The sequence below is a fragment of the Flagellimonas alginilytica genome (assembly GCF_042134605.1).
Taxonomy (GTDB): Bacteria; Bacteroidota; Bacteroidia; order Flavobacteriales; family Flavobacteriaceae; genus Flagellimonas; species Flagellimonas alginolytica.
The window spans coordinates 1,735,888-1,759,656 of the sequence record NZ_CP169638.1 but is presented as its reverse complement, the minus strand read 5'-3'; the positions used below and the strand labels follow the sequence as shown (position 1 = coordinate 1,759,656).

The 23,769-nt window shown below is 41.7% G+C and carries 19 protein-coding genes; 15 read left to right on the top strand and 4 right to left on the bottom strand.

Going from position 1 to position 23,769, the window contains the following annotated elements; translation table 11 throughout:
- Positions 1–15: 15 nt before the first annotated feature.
- Complete coding sequence (locus ABTP35_RS07815; protein ID WP_293297559.1) at positions 16–1,158, top strand: lycopene cyclase family protein; 1,143 nt, start codon at positions 16–18, stop codon at positions 1,156–1,158.
- Here ABTP35_RS07815 and ABTP35_RS07810 read toward each other — a convergent pair.
- The gene (locus ABTP35_RS07810; RefSeq protein ID WP_293299118.1) at positions 1,155–2,138 is read right to left on the bottom strand and encodes a polyprenyl synthetase family protein; all 984 of its coding nucleotides are present in this window, start codon (positions 2,136–2,138) and stop codon (positions 1,155–1,157) included. The genes ABTP35_RS07815 and ABTP35_RS07810 overlap by 4 nt on opposite strands.
- 167 nt (positions 2,139–2,305) lie before the next feature.
- Here ABTP35_RS07810 and ABTP35_RS07805 point away from each other — a divergent pair, with 167 nt between their 5' ends.
- From ABTP35_RS07805 to ABTP35_RS07780, 6 genes are all read left to right on the top strand, one after another.
- The gene (locus ABTP35_RS07805) at positions 2,306–2,854 is read left to right on the top strand and encodes an RNA polymerase sigma factor (RefSeq protein WP_293297561.1); all 549 of its coding nucleotides are present in this window, start codon (positions 2,306–2,308) and stop codon (positions 2,852–2,854) included.
- On the top strand, positions 2,844–3,278 hold the full coding sequence (locus tag ABTP35_RS07800; RefSeq protein WP_293297563.1) for a hypothetical protein: 435 nt from the start codon (positions 2,844–2,846) through the stop codon (positions 3,276–3,278). Before ABTP35_RS07805 ends, ABTP35_RS07800 begins: the two co-directional genes overlap by 11 nt.
- A gap of 217 nt (positions 3,279–3,495) precedes the next feature.
- A complete protein-coding gene (locus ABTP35_RS07795) occupies positions 3,496–4,101 on the top strand; it encodes a TetR/AcrR family transcriptional regulator (RefSeq protein ID WP_224835794.1) in 606 nt (201 codons plus the stop codon).
- Positions 4,102–5,433: a TolC family protein gene (locus ABTP35_RS07790; RefSeq protein WP_293297565.1), complete on the top strand. Its 1,332-nt coding sequence runs from the start codon at positions 4,102–4,104 to the stop codon at positions 5,431–5,433. It abuts the gene before it with no gap.
- A gap of 19 nt (positions 5,434–5,452) precedes the next feature.
- Positions 5,453–6,625, top strand: coding sequence for an efflux RND transporter periplasmic adaptor subunit (locus ABTP35_RS07785; RefSeq protein ID WP_293297567.1), 1,173 nt, complete (start codon positions 5,453–5,455; stop codon positions 6,623–6,625).
- 18 nt (positions 6,626–6,643) lie between these two features.
- Positions 6,644–10,153, top strand: coding sequence for an efflux RND transporter permease subunit (locus ABTP35_RS07780; protein ID WP_293297568.1), 3,510 nt, complete (start codon positions 6,644–6,646; stop codon positions 10,151–10,153).
- A gap of 64 nt (positions 10,154–10,217) precedes the next feature.
- On the opposite strand, the gene ABTP35_RS07775 is transcribed toward ABTP35_RS07780, so the two are convergent.
- Positions 10,218–10,568, bottom strand: a complete 351-nt coding sequence (locus tag ABTP35_RS07775) for a nicotinic acid mononucleotide adenyltransferase (protein ID WP_293297570.1) — start codon at positions 10,566–10,568, stop codon at positions 10,218–10,220.
- 364 nt (positions 10,569–10,932) lie between these two features.
- On the opposite strand from ABTP35_RS07775, the gene aspS reads away from it, so the two are divergent.
- From aspS to ABTP35_RS07755, 4 genes are all read left to right on the top strand, one after another.
- A complete protein-coding gene (aspS, locus tag ABTP35_RS07770) occupies positions 10,933–12,681 on the top strand; it encodes an aspartate--tRNA ligase (protein WP_293297572.1) in 1,749 nt (582 codons plus the stop codon).
- 63 nt (positions 12,682–12,744) lie between these two features.
- On the top strand, positions 12,745–14,529 hold the full coding sequence (locus ABTP35_RS07765) for a chloride channel protein (protein WP_293297574.1): 1,785 nt from the start codon (positions 12,745–12,747) through the stop codon (positions 14,527–14,529).
- On the top strand, positions 14,526–14,786 hold the full coding sequence (locus tag ABTP35_RS07760) for a hypothetical protein (protein WP_293297576.1): 261 nt from the start codon (positions 14,526–14,528) through the stop codon (positions 14,784–14,786). The genes ABTP35_RS07765 and ABTP35_RS07760 overlap by 4 nt, the downstream gene beginning before the upstream one ends.
- 82 nt (positions 14,787–14,868) lie before the next feature.
- A complete protein-coding gene (locus tag ABTP35_RS07755; RefSeq protein ID WP_163624136.1) occupies positions 14,869–15,063 on the top strand; it encodes a cold-shock protein in 195 nt (64 codons plus the stop codon).
- A 52-nt stretch (positions 15,064–15,115) separates the two neighbouring features.
- On the opposite strand, the gene ABTP35_RS07750 is transcribed toward ABTP35_RS07755, so the two are convergent.
- Positions 15,116–15,565, bottom strand: coding sequence for a nucleoside deaminase (locus tag ABTP35_RS07750; protein ID WP_293297578.1), 450 nt, complete (start codon positions 15,563–15,565; stop codon positions 15,116–15,118).
- A gap of 83 nt (positions 15,566–15,648) precedes the next feature.
- Here ABTP35_RS07750 and ABTP35_RS07745 point away from each other — a divergent pair, with 83 nt between their 5' ends.
- Positions 15,649–17,427 carry a 1-deoxy-D-xylulose-5-phosphate synthase gene (locus ABTP35_RS07745; protein ID WP_293297579.1) on the top strand — a complete coding sequence of 593 codons (1,779 nt, stop codon included), beginning with the start codon at positions 15,649–15,651 and terminating at the stop codon, positions 17,425–17,427.
- Positions 17,418–18,476 carry a DUF3078 domain-containing protein gene (locus ABTP35_RS07740; RefSeq protein WP_293297581.1) on the top strand — a complete coding sequence of 353 codons (1,059 nt, stop codon included), beginning with the start codon at positions 17,418–17,420 and terminating at the stop codon, positions 18,474–18,476. The genes ABTP35_RS07745 and ABTP35_RS07740 overlap by 10 nt, the downstream gene beginning before the upstream one ends.
- On the opposite strand, the gene dgt is transcribed toward ABTP35_RS07740, so the two are convergent.
- Complete coding sequence (gene dgt / locus ABTP35_RS07735; protein ID WP_293297584.1) at positions 18,473–19,831, bottom strand: dGTP triphosphohydrolase; 1,359 nt, start codon at positions 19,829–19,831, stop codon at positions 18,473–18,475. The two genes, ABTP35_RS07740 and dgt, sit on opposite strands and share 4 nt — an antisense overlap.
- Before the next feature lie 324 nt (positions 19,832–20,155).
- On the opposite strand from dgt, the gene ABTP35_RS07730 reads away from it, so the two are divergent.
- Both ABTP35_RS07730 and ABTP35_RS07725 read left to right on the top strand, forming a co-directional pair.
- On the top strand, positions 20,156–21,364 hold the full coding sequence (locus tag ABTP35_RS07730; protein WP_293297587.1) for a porin: 1,209 nt from the start codon (positions 20,156–20,158) through the stop codon (positions 21,362–21,364).
- A 75-nt stretch (positions 21,365–21,439) separates the two neighbouring features.
- The gene (locus ABTP35_RS07725; protein WP_293297590.1) at positions 21,440–23,734 is read left to right on the top strand and encodes an inorganic phosphate transporter; all 2,295 of its coding nucleotides are present in this window, start codon (positions 21,440–21,442) and stop codon (positions 23,732–23,734) included.
- Positions 23,735–23,769: the final 35 nt, after the last annotated feature.

Here is a 23,769-nt window from a genome sequence, read left to right as displayed (position 1 = left end):
GTTATCTTTAAACCCATGCCCCACTTCGACTACATTATTATAGGTGCAGGAGCCTCCGGCCTTTTGCTTGCAAATGCCCTGGGCAAAGATGCGTTCTTTGCTTCCAAATCCATTTTGGTATTGGACAAAGCGGACAAATCCAATAACGACAGAACATGGTGCTTTTGGGAACGTGGCAAAGGTGAATTCGACCATCTCATCCATAAAACATGGGATTCAATCCATGTGGGCGGGCAGCAGCTTCAAAAATCAACTTCAATTGCCCCGTACACATACAAAATGCTCCGCGGTATTGACTTCTACAATTACTTTTTACCAAAGGTAAAAGCCTACCCCAACATTACTTGGGTTCAGGAAGAAGTGCAACAGATCGAAGAGCAAGAGCATGAGGTCTTAGTGACCACTTCTTCTCAAAAATTTGGCGGACAAACGGTATTTTCCAGTCTTTATAATCCGTCCATTCCACTACAACAACAGAAATACCCAGTTTTACAGCAACATTTTGTGGGATGGCAAATTAAAACCAAACAGTCGGTATTTAATAGTAAAGAGGCGACTTTTATGGATTTTTCCGTGCTCCAAAAAGGGAATACCCGATTTATGTACGTGCTTCCCTTTTCAAAAAACGAGGCTTTATTGGAATACACACTTTTCTCCGCCAATCTATTGGAAAAATATGAGTATGAGGATGCCATAAAAGCATATATTAAAGATAATTTTGGTGATATTGACTACCGTGTAACAGAAACGGAATATGGAAGCATTCCCATGACCTGCTACCCGTTCCATCAAAACAACACCGATCGTGTTTTTAATATCGGCATTGCTGGTGGATGGGCAAAACCCAGTACGGGCTATACTTTTTACAACACTGCAAAGCAGGTGCCCAAGTTGGTCGAATATTTGAAATCGGGAGAGCCCTTGTCCGGTTTTTATCAAAAAAGCAGATTTTTGTTTTACGACATGCTTCTGTTAGATATCTTATTTGAACACAACCATTGTGGACACGAGATTTTTGAATCCATGTTCAAAAGAAGAAAGGCATCCTTAATACTAAAATTTCTGGAAAATGAAACCAATATTTGGGAAGAACTCCAGATCGTAACGGCTCCTCGACCATTACCTTTTATAAGAGCTTTGTTTAAACGATTGTTTTAAACGGTCCTTTCCATTAAACTTTCCCCAAATTGCTGTAGCAGCGCCTTACTTTGTTCCGGCAGTTTGGTTTCGTCCAATGCACGGAATGCCATTTGTGTATACTTTTTTATGGCCTTCCTGGTTTCTTCGACCGCTCCACTTTCTTCAAATATGGTTTTCACTGCCTCTACTTTTGTCGAGGAATCCTCAGGTTTAATGGAATATAGGTGCAACAAGCCTTCTTTATCATCTTTGGTGGCGCCTTGGAGGGCCTTTAGGTATAAATAGGTCTTCTTGTTTTCTATAATATCCCCGCCTATCTGTTTTCCAAAGGTCTCCGGGTTGCCAAAGGCATCCAAAAAATCGTCCTGTAACTGAAAAGCGATCCCCAAGTTTCTTCCGAACTCGTAAATGGCATCGGCATCCTTTGGGTCCGCATCGGCAACGATTGCCCCCATCTTCATGGCCGCAGCGACCAAAACGGAGGTTTTATACTCGATCATTTTTAAGTATTCGGGGATGGTCACATCGTCCCGTGTCTCAAAATCAACATCGTATTGTTGGCCTTCGCATACTTCCAAAGCGGTTTTGCTGAATAATTTAGTGAGCTCGAAATAGGTTTTTACCGGGTAGCCCTCAAAAAACTGATAGGACAGTATCAACATAGCATCTCCAGAGAGAATTCCAGTATTTATATCCCATTTTTCGTGCACCGTGGTCTTTCCCCGTCGTAACGGGGCATCATCCATAATATCATCGTGAACCAAGGAGAAGTTATGGAACATCTCAATGGCCAAAGCAACATCCATGGCTTTTTCGGCCTTGCCCCCAAATGCTTCGGCCGTCATCAGGGCAAGTATTGGGCGTAATCGTTTACCGCCCAATCCCAGAATATACTGGATCGGTTCGTACAAATTCCGTGGGTCCGTAATTTGTGTTCTGGCTTGGAGATGCGTAACAAACTGCTCTCTATACTTACTAATGATATCGATATCTGACATGGGGCCAAAAATACGCTCAAAAAATTGATTTTGGCCAAAGGCCCAACCCAAAATCCGGTTTAGGGTAAACGCATTTGACATGAACAGGATTTAAAAAAATATAGAAATACTGCAATAGAAAATTTTTTCATCGTCTCTATAGATGTAGCGCAACCTGATTTGACCGAATGGCAGCCAAAAACGACAACCATAACAATTTAACCACCTTTTTTAACGAGGAGTATGGTTCGTTGCGGTCTTATGTAAAATCCAAGATCAGGGATACATCGGAACAGGACGCAGAAGATATTGTACAGGATGTTGCCCTACGGATATTTTCCCGGCCCGAGGATGCCATTCCCATAACCAATGTGGGCGGGTTTGTTTACAATGCAATACGGAACAGGATCATTGATATTATGCGAGGCAAAAAAGAGAAAAAACTCCCCAGCGAAGAAATCGACAGGCAATGGAGGGAATTTGCGGAGTTTTTCTACGGAGATGCGGACAATAGTTATTCCACAGAAATGGAGCAGGCCCTAAAAAAGGCCGTGGAAGACCTTAAACCCGTGTACCGCGACATTGTGATCGCCATAGATTTTGAAGGATACAATTATAAACAGATTGCAAAAAGAACCGGAATACCGGCAGGCACTTTAATGTCCAGAAGGCACAGGGCCATGTCGGAGCTATCAAAAAAATTAGAAAAAATAAAAGAACCTGAATATGGAAACTAATCAAGTGTTTGAAAAACAAGTAGAAAAAAAGGTGGAAAAATATGTCAAAAAAGGAGTGAAGATTTTGGCAATAATCGTTCTTGGAGGAATCCTCTTCCTTTTGGCCAATTATGTATTAATGCGTTTATGGAACTGGCTTATGCCCGACCTGTTCGGCGCGGGAACAGTAACCTACTGGCAAGCGTTGGGCATTTTTGTGTTGGCTAAACTTTTGTTCGGCTTTGGAGGTGGAGGCAGCAAAGGCAAAGGCAAATCCTCCCATAAAAAGAAATTAAGGTCTTCGCATAAATGTGCAACATGGAGAAGGGATTTTGATGAATGGAAGCATTACGATCAATACTGGAGAGAAGAAGGCGAAGAAGCTTTTAAAGCCTATGTAGAAAAAATCAAAAACGAAAATCATGGTACAACAAAAGAAGAGTAAGGAAAAGAAAAAATACGTGTTACGTTTTAGCCCTTTTTTTTGGAGACTGGGACATATTGCTAGCGACAGCTCCAAAAAGAATACGCAACTGAGCCCATTGGTTATTGCCAGCAAGGACCCCGATTATAACAAATAGACAACCTCTCGTTAAAAAATTGTAAAACCAAGGAAACTTTTTTTGTTTTTAAAGTTTCCGTGTTTAACTTTGCCCCTGATTATGAGGGAAAAAATAATTCAGAAAGCGACCGAAATGTTCTTAAACCTAGGGTTTAAGAGCGTTACCATGGACGATTTGGCGCACGAAATGGGCATTTCCAAAAAAACGATCTATTCCCATTACAAAAACAAAACCGATCTGGTACAACAAACCGCAATGGCCATGTCCGATTTTATTGTCTGTGGCATAGACGATATCGTGAGCTTACAAAAGAACCCTATTGAGGAGCTGTATGAGATCAAGAGGTTTGTAATGACCCATTTAAAAGATGAAAAATCATCACCCTTGTACCAGCTCCAAAAATATTACCCAAAAATACACTCGGCCCTTAAAGAAATCCAATTCGAAAGCACCCATCGCTGTGTAGCCGACAATGTAAAACGTGGCATGGAACTGGGCATTTATAGAGATAACCTTAACGTGGAATTTGTTTCCAGAATTTACTTTATGGGCATTACCAGTATCAAGGACAACAGCATGTTTCCCACAGAAATATTTAGTAAAGCCGAAATACTAGACCTCTATTTAGAATATCACTTAAGGGGCATTGTAACCCCCGAGGGAAGAAAAATACTCAATTCAATCATCAATTCAAACAAAGAATAAATGCGAAAAACGTTATTCAGCCTGTTATTTATAATGTCTTGGCTGGCATCTGCCCAAGATGCACCGCCAAGCTTTAGCCTGGATCAGGCCATTGCACATGCATTGGAGCATAACTACAGTGCCCAGAATGCCGAAAGAGATGTCCTGGATGCGCAAAAACAAAAATGGGAAACCATTGCTACAGGACTTCCCCAGATCAATGGTGCCGTTAGCTATCAGAACCAGTTAAAACAACCCGTATCGCAGATTCCCGCCGAGTTTTTTGGTGGAGAACCCGGCACATTTCAAGAAGTGGTGTTTGGTCAGGCACAATCCATGTCGGCAACAGCTACCTTAACACAGCAAATTTTTGACGGATCATACATCGTAGGAGTACAAGCCACCAAAACATTTTTGGAGTATAGCCAGAACAACAAGGAGAAAACCGAACTGGAAGTAAGGAAGTCGGTAGTAGAGGCCTATGGCAACGTTCTATTGGCACAAGAAAGCGTATTGATCTCCGAAAGGAACAAAGCCACATTGGAGGAAAACCTCTACGAAACCAAACGTATTTATGAAAATGGTCTTGGTGACGAAGAAAGTGTGGATCAATTGCAGATTACACTATCCACCGTGGACAATCAACTCAAAAATGCCCGTCGAATGGAGAAGATAACACTCCGAATGCTCAACCTTGTATTGGGACTCCCGATAGATACCCCAACCATACTGAGCGAGAATTTGGACGACCTTACCCAAAAACAAATTGACCTTGCTCTGATCGATACCCCATTCGATATAGAAAACAATGTAGATTACAAAATGGCACAGAACCTTAACGAACAAAGAGAGTTGGAGCTAAAATTGGCCAAAAGTTATGCCTTGCCCACATTGAACGCCTTTGTAAACTATGGCGGAAACTCTTTTAGCGATAGTTTTAATTTTTTAAATAGCGGGCAGCAATGGTTCGGATCATCCATTTTAGGGATAGACCTCAATATTCCCATTTTTAGTTCATTTAAAAGAAGTGCGGGCACTCAGCGTGCCAAAATTGCCTTGGACAAGGCCAAAACACAATTTACAGAAGCTCAAGCACAGATACGTCTACAATTGGAAAGTGCCAAAAGTGATTATATCCTTGCCATAGAGCAATACGGCACCTCCAAGGACAACCTTGAACTGGCCGAGCGTATCGAGAAAAAAAATCAAATAAAATATTCCGAAGGATTGGCCACCAGTTTTGAACTGAGACAGGCGCAGACACAATTATATTCCAGCCAACAGGAGTATTTACAATCCATGGTCGATGTAATCAACAAAAAGACCGAATTGGAAAACATCATAAACAAATAATAAAGAAAACCATTCCATCATGAAAAAAGCAATATATATAACACTAACCGCAGCGGTTTTGGCTTCATGCGGGGGCAATGGCAACAAATCTTTGGAGAAAGCACTTAGCAGCCAAGATGTTGAGGTAATCCGTGCCAAGCATGCCGAAATTTCAATAGAAAAGAATGCGTTGGAGAGCCAATTAAAATCCTTGGATTCCGCCATTGCACTGTTGGATGGTTCTGCCAAGTTACCATTGGTGACCACCATAGAAGTACATCCTCAAAGGTTTGATCATTACCTGGAATTACAAGGAGATGTAATGACCAAGCAAAATGTACTTATTTATCCAGAAATGTCCGGAACACTGAACAAAGTGTATGTAAAGGAAGGACAAAAAGTAACCAAGGGACAGCTATTGGCCACTATTGATGATGGAGGCTTATCCAGCCAATTGGCACAACTTAGAACACAGGCCGAATTGAGCAAAACCACTTTTGAACGCCAAAAAAGACTGTGGGAACAGAACATTGGTTCCGAAATACAATACCTACAGGCAAAAACCAATTACGAAGCGCAACAAAGTGCCGTAAAACAAATGGAAAGTCAGGTTGGCAAATCCAGTATACGGGCCCCTTTTACAGGAATTATAGACGACGTGATCAAAGATCAGGGCACAGTGGTAAGCCCAGGTCCAGGTTCCGAGGTATTCCGCATAGTAAATCTATCCAATATGTACATCGAAGTTGAAGTACCGGAAAGCCATTTGCAAAACGTAACCCCAGGAAAAGATGTAAAAGTATATTTCCCGGTACTGGGAGATAGCGTTAACACAAAAATTAGACAGACCGGTAATTTTATAAACCCCAGCAACCGTTCGTTTACCGCAGAAATCCCCGTGCCAAGTCACGATGGCAAAATAAAACCGAACCTTACCGCACGTGTAATGATCAACGATTATACCAGCGAAAATGCCATTTTGATCCCACAAAGTATATTATCCGAAAATGCGGATGGAGAACAATATGTGTTGTTGGTAGCCGCGGATTCCATTGAGAATAATCCAGTGGCCAAAAAAGTGGTCATAAAAACAGGAAAAACACAAGGCGATTACGTAGAAGTACTCTCCGGCATCAACGAAGGTGATGCCATAATAGACGAAGGTGCCAGAAGCGTAAAAGAAGGGCAACAAGTGAATATAAAAAATAGCTAGACTGCCAAAGTACAGACTATGAGCAAACAAAAGAAAAGCGTAGACAAGGAATTTGGGCTGTCGTCATGGGCCATAGATAACCAGACCACAATGTATGTGCTAATTTTGGTTATCCTTATTCTGGGCGGTATGGCATACTTTAGTATGCCCAGGGAAAGTTTTCCCGAAGTAAAGGAAACCAAGATTTACATTAGTTCCATTTACCCGGGCAACACCGCAGAGGATATCGAAAAACTGATTACGGATCCTTTGGAGGACGAGCTCAAGACCGTAAGCAATCTTGTGGAAATCACCTCTACCTCGCAGGAGGATTATTCCATGATCATTGTTGAGTTTGATGAGAACATCTCCGTAGAAGCTGCCCTGCAAAAGGTAAAAGACGAAGTAGATTCCAAGACCGCCGGCGAAGATTGGCCCACATTTAACGGTGCCAAGGTCGAGCCAAACGTATTCGATCTTAGCCTTTCCGAAGAAATGCCCATCCTTAACATCAACATCTCCGGAGATTACCCCATTGAAAGACTAAAAGAATTTGGGGAATATCTGGAAGATGAGATAGAAGGTCTCCAAGAAATCAAACAAGTAGATATTCGAGGTGCCCAAGAAAAAGAGGTGGAGGTTGCCGTGGACATCTATAAAATGATGGCGGCAAAAGTGAGCTTTAACGATGTGATAAATAGCATCAACAACGAAAACCTAACCACATCCGCAGGTAACCTAATTGCCAGTGGACAACGCCGAACCATCAGAATTGTAGGGGAAATAGACAAACCCCAGGACCTACGGGACTTTGTGGTAAAATCGGAAAATGGAAACCCCATTTACCTAAAAGACATTGCCAACATTTCGTTTAAAGAAGAGGATAAAACAACCTACGCACGTGAATTTGGCGAACCCGTGGTAATGCTGGATGTAAAAAAACGTTCCGGAAAAAACATGGTGGCCGCGGTTGACCAGATCAAAGTAATTGTAGAGGATGCCATAGAAAACGAATTTCCGCAAGACCTTAAAGTTACCATCGCCAACGACCAGTCCTCCAAGACCATTGGTCAGGTGGATGATTTGGTGAACAACATCATCTTCGGGATCATATTGGTGGTAACGGTATTGATGTTCTTCTTAGGATTTAAAAATGCCCTGTTCGTAGGTTTTGCCATCCCAATGTCCATGTTTATGTCGCTAATGATCCTGGATGTAATGGGGTATACCATGAACACCATGATCCTTTTTGGTTTGATCATGGGACTAGGTATGTTGGTGGACAACGGTATTGTGGTCGTAGAGAACATTTACCGACTCATGGATGAGGAAAAAATGCCTCGGATAGAAGCGGCGAAAAAAGGAATAGGCGAGATCGCTTTTCCCATTATTATATCCACATTGACCACAGTAGCGGCATTTGTTCCGCTCGGCCTATGGCCAGGGATCATGGGGCAGTTTATGAAATATTTCCCCATAACGCTATCCGTGGTTTTAGGCTCATCCCTTTTTGTGGCCATCTTCTTCAACTCGGTATTGGTATCCCGATACATGACCACCGAAGACAAGGAAATGCCACTAAAGCAGATTATTCGGATCACTTCTATCATCTCGGTGATCGGAATACTCATCATTATTTTTGGAGGGGCATATCGATCATTGGGGACTTTAATGGTGGTAACCGCCATTATGCTCTGGATCTATCGCCTGTTTCTTAGAAATTGGGCCAATACTTTTCAGAATAAGATCCTGCCCAATTGGGAAAGAATGTACGAAAAAACCTTGCGGTATGCCTTATCTGGGAGAAAACCTATCTTTATTTCGATCATCACTTTTGTATTGCTTTTGATAGCCTTTGCAGGATTTGGCGCATCGGTAGGAAGCCAACGGACCAAAGTAGAGTTCTTCCCGGACAATAAGCCCAACCAAATCATAGTGTATATTGAATATCCGGAGGGTACCGATATCGAAAAAACCAATAAGATCACCAAAGACATTGAGGGCAGGGTGTACGATATAATCCAGTCGGAAGCCTACATGAACGGTGATTATAATTTTATGACAGAAAGTGCGGTATCTCAAGTAGGGGAAGGCGCCGGTAACCCACAAACCGATGGTGGTTCCAGTGCCGAAATGCCCAACAGGGGTAAAATTACCGCTACATTCCGAGAATTTAAGTACCGTGAAGGAGCAGATAGTGAGGAGTTGCTCAAAAAAGTGCAGACAGCGCTTAAAGATGTTTATCCAGGGGTTGCCATTTCTGTAGAAAAGGATGCGGTAGGACCTCCAGTAGGTTATCCCATCAACATAGAATTGGAAGGTGAGGATTATACGGAGCTGATCACCACAGCGGAACGCATGCGAAACTTTATCAACTCTCGAAATATTCCGGGTATAGATGAATTAAAAATCGACGTTAACAAATCCAAACCTTCCCTTTTGGTTCAAGTGGACCGCAAAAAAGCAGGGGAGTTAGGGGTTGCCACTGGGCAGGTGGGCCAACAACTGCGAAGCTCCATTTTTGGTTCCAAAGCAGGAATCTATAAAGAAGGTGGCGAGGATTATGATATTTATGTGCGGTTCAACAAAGATGACAGGTACAACACCAGTGCCCTGTTCAACCAACGAATAACTTTCAGAGACCCTTCCAGCGGGCAGATCAAAGAGGTTCCTATTTCAGCGGTCACCAAACAAACCAATAGCACCGGGTTCAGTGCCATTAAGCACCGCGATGTAAAACGCGTGGTTACCGTGTACTCGGCTTTGGCATCGGGGTATACAGATGCAGGGGCGATTGTTGGAAAAATACAAGAGGAAATGAACGATTTTGAGAATCTTCCAAGTGATATCAAAATAGATTATACCGGACAGATCGAGGAACAAAACAAGCAGATGGCTTTTTTAATGGGTGCTTTTTTCACCGGTCTTGGACTTATCTTTTTTATTCTGATTTTCCAGTTCAACTCCATAAGCAAGCCAGGTATTATTATGTTGGCGATATTCCTAAGCTTGATCGGGGTTTTTGGTGGAATTGTTGCCACAGGCAGCGCATTTGTTATTATGATGACCATGATGGGGATTATCTCCCTTGCGGGTATTGTAGTGAATAACGGTGTGGTGCTGTTGGACTACACCCAACTGTTGATCGACAGAAGAAAAGTAAAGCTGGGACTTGAAGAAGAAGATTTATTGGAGTCCGAAGATTTAATGGAAGCGGTGATCAAAGGCGGAAAAGCAAGGCTCAGACCTGTATTACTTACGGCCATCACCACAATTTTAGGTCTAATACCATTGGCCACAGGATTCAACATTAACTTTTTTACCTTGATGAGCGAGTTCAATCCCAACATATATTTTGGTGGGGACAATGTAATATTCTGGGGACCTTTGGCATGGACGGTAATTTACGGTCTGTTGGTAGCTACCTTCTTAACATTGGTAGTGGTGCCTATCCTGTTCAGTTTGGTCTACAAGCTTAAGATCAAAATTCGAAACGGCAGAATAAAAAAACAAGATCGTAAACAAACACCAATTCCCGAGCAAGCTTAAAGAGATATAATAAAAAAGCGGCGGCCAAATTTGGCCGCCGCTTTTTTTAAACTCTGATTTTAAATTATTGGTTCACCGTAACGGCATCGCCTTGGCTCCAATTCTTTACTTGGGCAATACGATTGTCCGTAAAATCGACCTCACTTAACACATCGTTCTGCCAAAAAAACCATTTTCCGGTCTTTTGTCCGTTTTCGTATTGACCAGTGGCAATTTTTTTACCTTGAACATTGAACATTACCCAATCACCATGTAACTTTCCGTTCAACATATAACCGGTCTGGGCAATTTCGCCATTGTCATGAAAATAAGTGGCTTTCACCATTTTTCCCATTTTTTCAAATGTCGGCTTTGTATCTTGAGCCGATAAGCTAACCGCAAACATCACCGCCAAAAATAATACTGCTTTTTTCATATTTTATGGGATTTTAATATTGTTAGTACTTAATGATAACGATTCAAAGTTACTTAAATTTTACTTTAAATACACTTTTACATAACTTTTTGTTTACATTAAATTAACTTTAAAGTCTTTATTGGCTGTTTTTCAGTGTTTTACGATGTCGTCAGTTACAGGTAACACCCCTGATTATCGAACATTTTAACCTTTAATCCCCTTAATATTACTCAAGAATTTATTCTAATGTTAATTTAATGTTACGTAAAATTGATCTGGTCAGCTCTATTTGGGTCCAAAAAAATACTTACGTCAGAAAATCCACATATCCTCTTTAAAATACGCACATTACTATTAAATTTGCGCTCTTATACTAGGTAACATGTACAGAAGTAATACTTGTGGTGCATTAAGGGCATCGGATATAGGTTCAGAAGTAATTTTAAGCGGTTGGGTCCACAAAGTACGCGACAAAGGCTTTGTTGCTTGGGTAGATCTTCGTGATAGATATGGTATCACCCAATTGGTTTTTGATGAAGAACGTTCGTCCAAAACACTTTTGGAACAAGCTCGCGAGCTGGGTCGTGAAACCGTTATCCAAGCAAAGGGCGAGGTAATCGAACGTGCCTCAAAAAACCCCAATATTCCTACAGGTGAAATTGAAGTGCTTGTCACCGAACTTACCGTGCTGAACCATTCCCTACTCCCTCCATTTACCATTGAAGATGAGACCGATGGCGGAGAGGACATCCGAATGAAATACCGATACTTGGATATTCGTAGAAACCCGGTAAAGAACAAACTTATTTTTAGGCATAAGGTTTGCATGGAGGTTCGAAAATACCTTTCCGACCAAGGTTTTATCGACATTGAAACCCCATATTTGATCAAGTCCACCCCAGAAGGCGCCAGGGATTTTTTGGTGCCCAGCCGTATGAACGAAGGACAGTTCTACGCCCTGCCTCAATCCCCACAAACATTTAAGCAGTTGCTCATGGTCGGGGGAATGGACAAGTATTTTCAGATTGTAAAATGTTTTAGGGACGAAGATCTACGTGCCGACCGTCAGCCTGAGTTCACACAAATAGACTGTGAAATGGCATTTGTGGAACAAGAAGATATCCTGAATACTTTTGAAGGACTAACGAAACATCTTTTAAAAGAGATCAAGGGTGTAGAAGTAGATGAGTTTCCTCGCATTTCCTATGACGATGCCATGCGATTATATGGTAATGACAAACCCGACATTCGATTTGGCATGCAGTTCGGAGAACTGAACAAAGTCGCACAACATAAGGATTTTAATGTATTCAATTCCGCAGAACTGGTGGTTGGTATTGCCGTTCCGGGAGCTGCTTCCTATACCCGAAAAGAAATAGACGGGCTAGTTGATTGGGTCAAACGCCCACAGGTAGGCGCCAAAGGAATGGTCTACGTTAAATGTAATGAAGATGGCACCTACAAATCATCCGTGGACAAGTTCTATGACCAAGACGATCTTGCCAATTGGGCCCAAACGACCGGAGCAAAACCAGGAGACCTTATCTGTGTGCTATCTGGCAACACCAACGAAACCCGAGCTCAATTGAGCGCATTGCGAATGGAGCTCGCCGAACGATTGGGACTAAGAAAACCAGATGAGTTCGCCCCATTGTGGGTAATAGATTTTCCGTTATTGGAATTGGATAAAGAAACTGGGGACTACCACGCCATGCACCACCCATTTACCTCTCCAAAACCCGGACAATTGGAACTATTGGAAACAAATCCGGGCGAAGTAAAAGCCAATGCTTATGATTTGGTGCTGAACGGAAACGAAATAGGTGGTGGTTCCATTCGGATCTATGATAAAGAAATACAGGCAACCATGTTCAAACACTTGGGCTTTACCCAAGAAGAAGCCAAAGCACAATTTGGGTTCTTAATGGATGCCTTTCAATATGGAGCCCCACCCCATGGAGGTATCGCATTTGGTCTGGACAGATTGGTTGCTATTCTGGGTGGCCAAGAAACCATTCGCGATTTTATTGCTTTCCCCAAAAACAACAGTGGACGGGATGTAATGATCGATGCGCCAGCAAACATAGATGACGAGCAATTAAAAGAACTCCATTTAAAATTGGACCTATGATAAATCAAAATCCCGTTCCATGAGCGGGATTTTTTAATACTTTTAATAGTATTATATACCTCAATGCCCTTCAGCAACAAAAAACTGTATACCAAATTTCTTAAATGGCGATATAGAAATATCTCCAACAGGACCTTCATTCAAATAATGAGCCTGATCGTAGGTTTTTTGGCCGGACTGGTAGCGGTAACCGTAAAAAACTCCACCTACTTTATAGAATCGCTCTTAGAAAAAGGGATTGTCTCATCAGAAAATCAGTTGTATTTTATCCTTCCTATAATTGGCTTGACCTTGGTCTACCTCTATGTAAAGTTTGTACATAAAGAGCCGTTACAGCATGCTGTTTCCTCCATTATTTTTTCACTTTCCAAGAAAAAGGGACTACTTGGGATCAAGGACATTTACACTCCTTTGATCACCGCACCGCTTACCGTTGGTTTTGGTGGGTCCGTGGGTTTGTTGGGACCGGCCGTAAAATCTGGGTCTGCAGTAAGTTCCAATTTGAGCCGATTGTTTCACATAGATGCCAAGACCCGAACACTTTTGGTAGCTTGCGCCTCGGCAGGGGCCATTGCCTCAATTTTTCAATCACCTATTGCCGCCATCATTTTTGCCGTGGAAATCTTTACTTTGGATTTGACCATGATGTCCATGTTGCCTTTGCTATTAGCATCGATTTCTGGGGTATTGACCTCCTATTTCTTTTTAGGTAACGAAGTCTTGTTCAATTTCTCCCTTTCCGAGGGTTTTGAACTAAACGATACGGCATTTTATGTTCTTTTAGGGGTTGGCACGGGTGTGGCCTCCATATATTTCACCAAAATGTACTTTGCCATTCTATCCCTTTTTAAAAAATTGAAAAGTCCAAAATACAAGCTCTTGGTCGGTGGAGTGGCTATTGGGGTCATGCTTTACGCCATCCCCCCGCTCTATGGCGAGGGTTTTGGATTTATTAACAACCTGTTGGACGGCAATCACCAAAAAGCCCTTGGCACTACTCCTTTTGATGGTTTTACCCAAAATATTTGGGTCGTAATAGCCCTGCTTTTTGGGATAACCATTTTTAAGGCCATAGCCATGACCACTACCATAGCAGCAGGGGGTGCGGGAGGAGTTTTTATTCCTACAATGGTAATGGGAAGTGCTTTGGGCAATGCCGTAGCCAAAGTAATCAATAATTTAGGTCTGGGCTTTTCTGTATCGGAAAGCAATTTTACCCTAATTGGAATGGCAGGTCTTATTTCCGGTGTAATCCATGCTCCATTGACCGCCATTTTCCTTATCGCCGAAATAACCGGGGGATACCAGCTCTTTGTTCCCCTGATGATTACGGCGGCCATATCTTACTTGATCACAAAAAACGCACTGGATTACACCATTTACACCAAAGAATTGGCCAAGATAGGAGCGCTGTTGTCGCACAATAAAGATCAGATGGTTCTCGGACTTATGGAAATGGACAATGTGATCGAAAAAAACTTTAGGCCCGTACATGCAGAAATGTCGTTGGGAGAAATGTTGCATCAATCGGTGTCCAAATCCAAAAGAAACTTGTTTCCAGTATTGAACGATGATAGAAAATTGACCGGAATCATAGTCTTGGACGATATCCGTCCAATGATGTTCGACACTGAGATGTACGACACCGTTTTTGTTAAAAATTTGATGCATGCCCCGCCAGAGGTTATCTTTTACGAAACGGACAGTATGAAACAGGTTATGCAAAAATTTCAGCTAAGCGGTGCATGGAACCTTCCTGTTATTAAAAATGGTAGATACGAAGGTTTTATCTCAAAATCCAAACTATTGACGGCGTATCGCAGAAAATTGATCAATTATTCACAATGAAAATCAAGTTAAAACACATTATTTTTTTGATTATGTTGGCCTCTTTGGGTTCAATTGCCTTCGGTCTTTCCCTCCAAGAAGGACATCCACAAGCGGCAAAGTATATAGGTGGAGGTACCGTTGGGCTCTTTTTGGTGGCCATGCCCCTATTCCTTTTTAAAGAGAGTAAGGGGAAAAACATGCAAGATTACATGCTCACCAAAGAAAATATTAAGAAAATGCAAGAAAAAGAGCGCAAATCATCTGAAAATCAATAATTTTCCGAATATTTAAAGTTCTTTTTACCCATTCACTCATAAAAAAAGTTACTTTCGTGTTTTAACATTTTATTTTTATTTAATGACTGGTACAGTAAAATTTTTCAATGAATCCAAAGGTTATGGGTTCATTACAAACGACGACACAGGAAAAGACATCTTTGTTCATGTTACAGCATTGAACGGAGTGGAACTGAACGAAGGCGACAAAGTAGAATACATCGAAGAAGAAGGAAGAAAAGGAGTGGTTGCAGCACAAGTGCAGGTAATCGGATAACAATATTTTATTTTGATTAGAATGTAAAACCCGGCGATGCCGGGTTTTTTTATCAGTTCAAATTTCTCCGCTGTATAAAAAAACGCTTTAGAAGTTCTGCCGACTCTTTCTCCAACACACCCCCTGACACAGTAGTTTTGGGATGCAGGTTGCCGCCCATTACACTATATCCGCGCTCTAGATCCGGAGCTCCGTAAACAACCTTGGATATTTGGCTCCAATACAGTGCTCCCGCGCACATTTGGCATGGTTCCAAAGTAACATAAAGCGTGCAGCCATGTAAATACTTGCCGCCCAAAAAATTGGAAGCTGCGGTTATGGCCTGCATCTCGGCATGCGCTGTAACATCCTTTAAGCGTTCCGTAAGGTTGTGCGCCCTTCCAATAATTCTATTCTCGATTACCACTACTGCTCCTACCGGTACTTCGCCATTTTCAAAGGCAATCTCGGCCTCTTGCATGGCTTTTTTCATAAAATAAGTATCGTCAAACGGATTTTCCACGAAATTTTAAGTCATTTTCAATAGATTGCTAAGCTACACATAAAATAATTTTAGGGATAATCGATACTTTTGTTTTTTATTCTTTGGAAACATTACTATCACATATCGATTCCCCTGCAGATCTCAAAAAGTTAGCTTTGGAAGAGCTGCCTAAACTCGCTCAGGAATTGAGGGAGTTTATTATTGACATTGTGTCTACAAAGGAAGGGCATTTGGGGGCAAGTTTGGGCGTAGTGGAACTTACCATTGCACTGCACTATGTGTTCAACACCCCTCAGGATAAACTGATCTGGGACGTTGGACACCAAGCATACGGACATAAAATCCTAACGGGCAGAAAAGAGTTATTCGATACCAACCGCCAACTTGGTGGTATTAGCGGATTTCCAAAACGGAGCGAAAGTGAATTTGATGATTTTGGAACAGGCCATAGTTCCACGGCCATATCTGCCATTTTAGGCATGGCCATGGCATCAAAATTACAAGGACATACAAGGAAACAGCACATTGCGGTGGTCGGCGATGCATCCATAGCCAGCGGAATGGCTTTTGAAGGTTTAAACCATCTCGGGGTGACCGATGTAAATGCATTGATCGTTCTCAATGACAATGCTATCGGCATAGACCCCAGTGTTGGGGCCCTAAAAAAATACCTTACCAATGTTAAGGCAGGAAAGGCAAAGGATGAGAACATTTTTGAGTGCCTCAACCTCAACTATTCCGGCCCTGTGGATGGACATGATTTGCAAAAACTTGTTGAAGAACTGGAAAGACTAAAGCATGTAGATGGCCCAAAGTTGCTCCACATCATCACAACCAAAGGAAAAGGCCTAAAAAAGGCAGAAGAAGATCAGGTGGTCTACCATGCCCCTGGCAAGTTTGATAAAATAACAGGGGAACGCATCAAAAAACCTGAGGTAATTCAACCTCCAAAATATCAAGATGTGTTTGGCCACACTATTGTGGAATTGGCCCAAAAGAACAACAAAATAGTTGGAATTACCCCTGCAATGCCCAGTGGGAGTTCCCTAAAGTTTATGATGGACCAAATACCCGACCGAGCTTTTGATGTGGGTATTGCCGAACAACATGCTGTTACTTTGGCGGCCGGTATGGCAACCCAAGGGTTGATCCCGTTCTGCAATATTTACTCTACTTTTTTACAACGGGCCTATGATCAAGTGATCCACGATGTAGCCCTTCAAAAACTTCCGGTGGTTTTTTGCCTGGACCGAGCAGGCTTGGTAGGCCAGGATGGACCTACCCATCATGGTGTTTTTGATATTGCATATTTACGCTGCATCCCGAACCTTGTTGTTTTTGCACCGCTCAACGAGCACGAGCTACGGGATATTATGTACACCGCACAACAAGGGCTGGAGCTTCCCATTGCAATAAGGTACCCCAGGGGGCGAGGTGCCATGATCGATTGGAAAAACCCAATGAAATCCATAAAAATCGGTACTGGCAAACAACTAAAGAAGGGCACCAAAATGGCAATACTTAGCGTGGGCCATATTGGGAACCAAGTTTCCGAACTAATCAAAAAATCAGGGAAACCGGAAGAGATCGGACATTACGATATGCGCTTTATCAAACCATTGGACAAACCATTGCTACAACATATTTTTGAAAACCATGAACACATAATTACCCTAGAAAATGGTGTCAAAATTGGCGGCTTTGGTTCTGCTGTGCTGGAAATTGCCAATGAAGAAAAGTATACAGGATCAATTAAGATTTTCGGCATTCCGGATTCTTTTATCGATCATGGAACCATTCCCGAAACCCTTAAATTGGCTGGTATAGATTTTGATGCCATACATTCTTATATACAATCAACCTTGAACCCATGCGAATAAATTGTTTTTTAATCCTGTTCTTTGCCGTTTTTGTTACTTCCAATGCTCAGATCACACGTTTAAAGGCCTTTGAACCAGATAGTACGGACTCCAATTTTAGAGTTGTTCGCATAAAGGATGTAAAGCTCAAATATCTGACCAGAAACGCTAAGCTAACAGACCCTAGAACCGTACTGAACCGGGTAAAACCTCTGAGTATTTGGTACAAGCGGTTCAAACCAACTTCTTTCTGGAAAAAGGTGAACAAATTTGGACTTAACATTAGTGAAGTTGCTTTTGTGAACTGGAATGCCGGAGGGGACAACTCGGTGTCGGCCTTGGCAAGTGCAGATTTTGCCCGGAACTATAAGTTCCGTTATCTGGATTGGAACAATGAGGTCCAGCTGCGCTATGGCATCAATGCGCAAGAGGGCAGGAAACTCCGAAAAACAGACGATCAAATCCGCTTGTCCACCACCCTGAGTTTTAGAAAGGACACCATAACCAATTGGTACTATTCGGTAAAAGCAAACATGAGAACACAATTCTCCAACGGATATAAGTACCCGAACCGAGAGAACCCTATTTCAAGATTTATGTCCCCCGGTTACTTGTTTGTGGGTGTCGGTACATCCTACATACCGCCTCAGGACAAATTCAACCTTTATATTTCGCCCGCCACCATGAAATCCACTTTTGTTCTGGACGAAGCTCTTTCCAACCAAGGGGCGTTTGGTGTGGAAGAGGGAGAACACATTTTTTTGGAACTTGGTTTTTTGATCACCAATACATGGGAGACACAAATAGCGGAAAATGTTTTAATGAACCATCGCCTAAACCTGTACACGGATTATGTAAGAAGTTTTGGCAATATCGATGTGGACTGGGAACTTAATTTTAACCTTAAGGTCAACCAATACCTCAATGCCAACATTGGAACCCACCTTATTTTTGATGATGATATCAAATTCGACGAACAAATTGCTGAAGATGGCACAACAATAGACCCGGGCATACCCCGAATCCAGTTTAAACAACTACTTGGGGTTGGCCTACTCTATGCGTTTTAAATATGTCGGCCTGTCAACTTATCGTGAATGTGCACCGCTGCACTGTCGGACAAACTTGCAACAAAACAGCTGGTATCCAATAGGATTTTATAAAGTGATGCATCCGTATTGCGGTATTTCTCGGGCAAACTTGTTAAGAGCAGTCGGTCATAATTCGTATCCTGGCCCTCTTTAACATTGATCAAAGCCGTTGTGTACGTATCCAGTAAATCGGAAATAATGCGATACCCGGCCAACTCTTTATCCACCACTTCTGTGGACTGATAGATTTTTTCGACGCTCAATTTAATAATATCGGCAACTTGAGCGGTATATTTTCCTTTATCGAGCAATGATACATTGAACTCACCGTTCAATATTTTATCCTCATTTTTTACAAAAACATCCACGGCGTCCCCGATCAGTGTACTTATCGCAAGAGCCCTTAAATAACTCAAACGGTCGCTCGAGGTGGTCATTGCATTATATTTCTTCGTGTTGATGTTGTCCTTCACCAAATTGATAAGATACTCCAGGGCATACTCTTCCGGAATCAATCCTAAGTTGATGCCGTCTTCAAAATCGATTATGGTATAGCAGATATCATCAGCCGCTTCTACCAAATAAGTCAAAGGGTGCCTTAAAAAACCTGTTTCCGGGTGGTCAGGGTTGGGCAAAAGGCCAATTTCTTCCACAAGTTCATGGAAAAAGGCTTTCTCTGATTGAAAAAAGCCAAATTTTTTGTCCACGATGTTCTTGGACGGTCTTTTGGGCAATGATCCTTTTGGGTATTTAATAAAGGCACCCAAAGTCGCATAACTCAAACGAAGCCCCCCGGGCACACCGTCCCTGGACTCTGTCAATAATTTAAATCCATTGGCATTTCCCTCAAAATCGATAAGATCGTGATACTCCTCTGCAGAAAGAACATTTCGAAATTGCTTCCCTTTGCCCTGTTTAAAATAATTGCCGATAGCTTTTTCCCCACTATGCCCAAATGGCGGATTCCCTATATCGTGGGCCAAGGCAGCTGCGGCAACAATTGCACCAAAATCATTAAATTGATAACCGTGGATTTCTGTCAAAAAAGGATACTTTGTCAAAATTTGTTGTCCAGCACTTCGGCCAAGACTTCTTCCCACAACAGAAACTTCCATACTGTGTGTAAGCCGGGTATGTACAAAGTTTTTTTGCGAACCAACGGCGATCGGCATCGGAAACACTTGTGTCTTATCCTGTAAACTTCTAAAAGCCGACGAAAAAATAATCCGATCGTAATCCACCTCGAACCCCAATCGGGTCTCGTTTTGCTCTTTTCTCAATCGCTTTGAGGTATCTCCCTGTCGTCTTAGTGAAAGTAATTGTTCCCAGTTCATATCTTACTATTGGCGCAATATACGCCTTAGGTTTGGTACGCTCAAACATTAAAAAGTCCTGCTCAATATCTACTAGTTGCCAAAATTTTAATGATTACTTAATTTTTAGGTTACACAAAAATCATCAACATGGGTGAATTTTGAAAATTCAATCAGGATTTTCGTTTCAGATATTAGTTTTTGTCGACTTCATCTTCGAAATCCGTGAGCTGCCTTGTAAAGGCAGCTCTTTTTTGTCTTGTTTAAATCCAAAACATAACATAGAGGAAACAATAACTTAACATTGCTTTTTGTTCTTTGCAGCCGACAAAGACTAATACTGCAATGAATTTCAAAAAGTTACCCCTAATTGGGTTTCTTCTTGTTTGGACTCATTTTACCTTTTCCCAAACAAATGCCCCCACAACCTTCGGTAAAGGATTGTTTAACATTGTTGGCAAAGACAGTAGTTGGACCGCTAAAATTGGCACAAGAATGCAACTGTTGGCCATTGCAAATTGGGATGATTCCAACGGTAAAGCTTTTGGGAATCCCGAACAAAATTTTTTGGTGCGCAGGGCACGTTTAAAGTTTGATGGCTTTGTTCATTCCCCAAAATTGGTCTATAAAATCGAGTTGGGGCTATCCAACAGAGACATATCCGGAGGATCCCAATATACTGGCAATACACCCAGATATATATTTGATGCCGTTGTTAAATGGAATTTCTATAAAAACTTTGTCCTTTGGTTTGGACAAGCCAAATTGCCCGGTAATATTGAACGTGTCATCTCCTCCGGAAACCTTCAGCAGGTGGACCGGTCATTGCTCAATAGCAGATTCAATATTGACCGTGATATGGGCTTTCAGCTAAGGCACCACATAAAAATCGGTAAAAAAGCACTGATCCGGGAAAAAATAGCACTGTCGCAAGGTGAGGGCAGAAATGTAACCACTGGCAACGAAGGTGGACATCAATATACCGGACGTTTAGAGTTTCTTCCATTTGGGAGCTTTAAATCCAAAGGTGATTATATTGCTGCCGACCTAACAAGGGAAAGGTTGCCAAAACTTATGATGGGATTCACCTATGACATGAACAAGGATGCAGTGAGGAACAGAAGCAACATGGGCACCTATATGGAAAATGATATTGGCTTATATTCTACGGACATCTCAACTGTATTTGTGGACTTCATGTTCAAATACAACGGATTTTCATTGATGGGCGAATATGCCAACAGAAATGCGGACGACCCCTATGCAAAAAACTCAGATGGATCCCTTACAGGTGATGTAGTACAAATGGGCAACGCATTAAACCTACAGACAGGGTATTTGTTTGATTCTAACTGGGAAGTCTCCGCAAGATACACTAATGTAAAAATGGACCTGGACGTAACGGGCAAAAACCCAGCAAACCAATACACTTTAGGGCTTTCAAAATATATTGTAGGACATAAATTAAAAGTGCAGACCGATTTCAGTTATTTAACCGAAGAATACGGAACAAACCAATTGATGTATAGATTGCAATTGGACGTTCATCTGTAAAAAAGATAACCTTTAGATAACTTAATCGAGTACCAATCTCTAGATATTTGACAAATTTTTTGGATTTTTATAAACATGGATAATATTTACTTTCTTATTATGGTTGCCTTGGCTGCCTTGGCCATTGCAGACCTTGTTGTTGGTGTAAGCAATGATGCGGTAAACTTCCTTAATTCCGCTATTGGTTCAAAGGCTATTTCTTTTAGAACCATTATGATTGTTGCCAGTATCGGTATTGCTTGTGGGGCTATTTTTTCAAGTGGACTTATGGAAGTGGCCAGAAAAGGAATATTTAACCCAGGTGAATTCTATTTTGATGAGATCATGTTCATCTTCATGGCCGTGATGATCACCGATATTTTGCTGCTCGATTTCTTTAATACGTTGGGTATGCCTACATCGACCACCGTATCCATTGTATTTAATTTATTGGGAGCTGCCGTAGCCATGGCCCTTATCAAAATTGGCACTGCAAATGGCAGCTTTACGGATGTTATCAATTACATAAACACAGACAAGGCCATTGAAATTATAGTTGGCATACTTTCTTCCGTGGTAATAGCCTTCACCATAGGAGCATTGGTACAGTGGATATCCAGATTGCTTTTATCCTATGATTTTCAGAAAAAGCCTAAATGGACAGGAGCCATTTTTGGCGGTATTGCACTATCTGCTATTACCTATTTTATTTTGATCAAAGGAATCAAGGGAACACCTTTTGCCGATCAAGAATATGCCATTATCGGGGGAATTACAATTAAGGATTTTCTTGAAACCAAGGTTTATGAGGTAATCCTAATCAATTTTGCTATTTGGGCGATTATCTCTTACATCCTTATTCAGTTTGCAAAAACAAACATTTATAAGTTGATCATAGGTGTTGGAACCTTTGCACTTGCCTTGGCTTTTGCCGGTAACGACTTGGTCAACTTTATCGGTGTACCTATAGCAGCATGGCAATCTTATGAAGCATGGGGAGCCTCTGGTCTTCCAGCTTCGGAATTTAGCATGGAAGTTTTGTCCTCAAAAGTAGAAACACCTACTTTATTACTTTTTATTTCGGGAATGATCATGGTAGCCACTCTTTGGTGGTCCAAAAAAGCGAGATACGTTGCCGACACTGAAATTAACCTGTCCAGAGAAGGTGAGGCCAATGAAAAATTCCAGCCCAATTATCTTTCAAGAAGCTTGGTTCGCTTTTCCATTGGGTTGTCCACTTGGATATCTAATGTGGCCCCAAAATCTTTAAAGGAAGCGGTGGACAAAAGATTTCAAAAACCCGTTATTACCCTATCCAAGGACAAAACGTTACAGTTGCCCGCCTTCGATATGATCCGTGCCTCGGTAAACTTGATGGTTGCAGGTATTTTGATTTCCGTTGCTACTTCTTACAAGTTGCCCCTATCTACCACTTATGTTACTTTTATGGTAGCCATGGGCACCTCTTTAGCAGATAGGGCCTGGGGTGCCGAAAGTGCCGTATATCGTGTTGCAGGAGTACTTAATGTTATTGCCGGATGGCTCAGTACGGCCATTATCGCATTTATTGCCTCTGGGGTTATTCTAACCCTAATCAGTTTTGGCAAAGGTGCTGCAATTGCAGTTTTGTTGTTCGCCGCTGTACTACTTTTGGTCAGGAATTATATCTCTTACAACAAAAAATCAAAGGAATTTATGGTCGAGGATCAATTGAGAAGAGCAGAAAGCAGCTCTATTCAAGGGGTAATCGAAGAAACTGCCGCCAACATTTCCAGTGTTGTAAAAAGAAGCAGCAAAATTTACACCAATTCCATCAACGGTCTGGCCAAGCACGATCTTGACTTTTTGAAAAAGAACAAAAAACAAGGCAACAAACTAGCCTTGGAAATTGAAGACCTAAGAGAGCACACTTTCTATTTTATCAAGAATTTGGACGAGGCCCATGTAGGTGCGAGTAATTTTTACATAAACATAATGGGACACTTGACAGATATGTCCCAATCACTCGAGTACATTGGAAAAGTGAGCTATAACCATGTTCATAACAACCACAAAAAACTCAAGTACAACCAAATCAAGGAGCTAAAAGAAATCGACCAAAAACTGGAGGATATTTTCAACAACACCCAAAAAGCATTCGACGAAAGGTCTTTTGAACAAATTGGAATAATCTTAAATTCCAAACAAGAGCTCTACGACTTGGTTTCCCAAAAAATCGACAAGCAGGTAGCCAGGACCAGAACAGAAGAGTCCAGTCCCAAGAACACTACCCTGTACTTCTCCTTATTGCTGGAGACCAGGGATTTGATCACTGCTATGATGAATTTATTGGAACTCTATTATGCAGAACACGATAGCTCCGTAAAGCCAGCGACTATTCCAAAGAAATAATTTCGGTATCTTACAACATCTATAAATTGTAAAGA

Bases quoted from the DNA above. Each gene is read 5' to 3' on its own strand.
- ABTP35_RS07815 (WP_293297559.1), top strand. From the start codon at position 16: ATGCCCCACTTCGACTACATTATTATAGGTGCAGGAGCCTCCGGCCTT.
- ABTP35_RS07810 (WP_293299118.1), bottom strand. From the start codon at position 2,138: ATGTCAGATATCGATATCATTAGTAAGTATAGAGAGCAGTTTGTTACG.
- ABTP35_RS07805 (WP_293297561.1), top strand. From the start codon at position 2,306: ATGGCAGCCAAAAACGACAACCATAACAATTTAACCACCTTTTTTAAC.
- ABTP35_RS07800 (WP_293297563.1), top strand. From the start codon at position 2,844: ATGGAAACTAATCAAGTGTTTGAAAAACAAGTAGAAAAAAAGGTGGAA.
- ABTP35_RS07795 (WP_224835794.1), top strand. From the start codon at position 3,496: ATGAGGGAAAAAATAATTCAGAAAGCGACCGAAATGTTCTTAAACCTA.
- ABTP35_RS07790 (WP_293297565.1), top strand. From the start codon at position 4,102: ATGCGAAAAACGTTATTCAGCCTGTTATTTATAATGTCTTGGCTGGCA.
- ABTP35_RS07785 (WP_293297567.1), top strand. From the start codon at position 5,453: ATGAAAAAAGCAATATATATAACACTAACCGCAGCGGTTTTGGCTTCA.
- ABTP35_RS07780 (WP_293297568.1), top strand. From the start codon at position 6,644: ATGAGCAAACAAAAGAAAAGCGTAGACAAGGAATTTGGGCTGTCGTCA.
- ABTP35_RS07775 (WP_293297570.1), bottom strand. From the start codon at position 10,568: ATGAAAAAAGCAGTATTATTTTTGGCGGTGATGTTTGCGGTTAGCTTA.
- aspS (WP_293297572.1), top strand. From the start codon at position 10,933: ATGTACAGAAGTAATACTTGTGGTGCATTAAGGGCATCGGATATAGGT.
- ABTP35_RS07765 (WP_293297574.1), top strand. From the start codon at position 12,745: ATGCCCTTCAGCAACAAAAAACTGTATACCAAATTTCTTAAATGGCGA.
- ABTP35_RS07760 (WP_293297576.1), top strand. From the start codon at position 14,526: ATGAAAATCAAGTTAAAACACATTATTTTTTTGATTATGTTGGCCTCT.
- ABTP35_RS07755 (WP_163624136.1), top strand. From the start codon at position 14,869: ATGACTGGTACAGTAAAATTTTTCAATGAATCCAAAGGTTATGGGTTC.
- ABTP35_RS07740 (WP_293297581.1), top strand. From the start codon at position 17,418: ATGCGAATAAATTGTTTTTTAATCCTGTTCTTTGCCGTTTTTGTTACT.
- dgt (WP_293297584.1), bottom strand. From the start codon at position 19,831: ATGAACTGGGAACAATTACTTTCACTAAGACGACAGGGAGATACCTCA.
- ABTP35_RS07730 (WP_293297587.1), top strand. From the start codon at position 20,156: ATGAATTTCAAAAAGTTACCCCTAATTGGGTTTCTTCTTGTTTGGACT.
- ABTP35_RS07725 (WP_293297590.1), top strand. From the start codon at position 21,440: ATGGATAATATTTACTTTCTTATTATGGTTGCCTTGGCTGCCTTGGCC.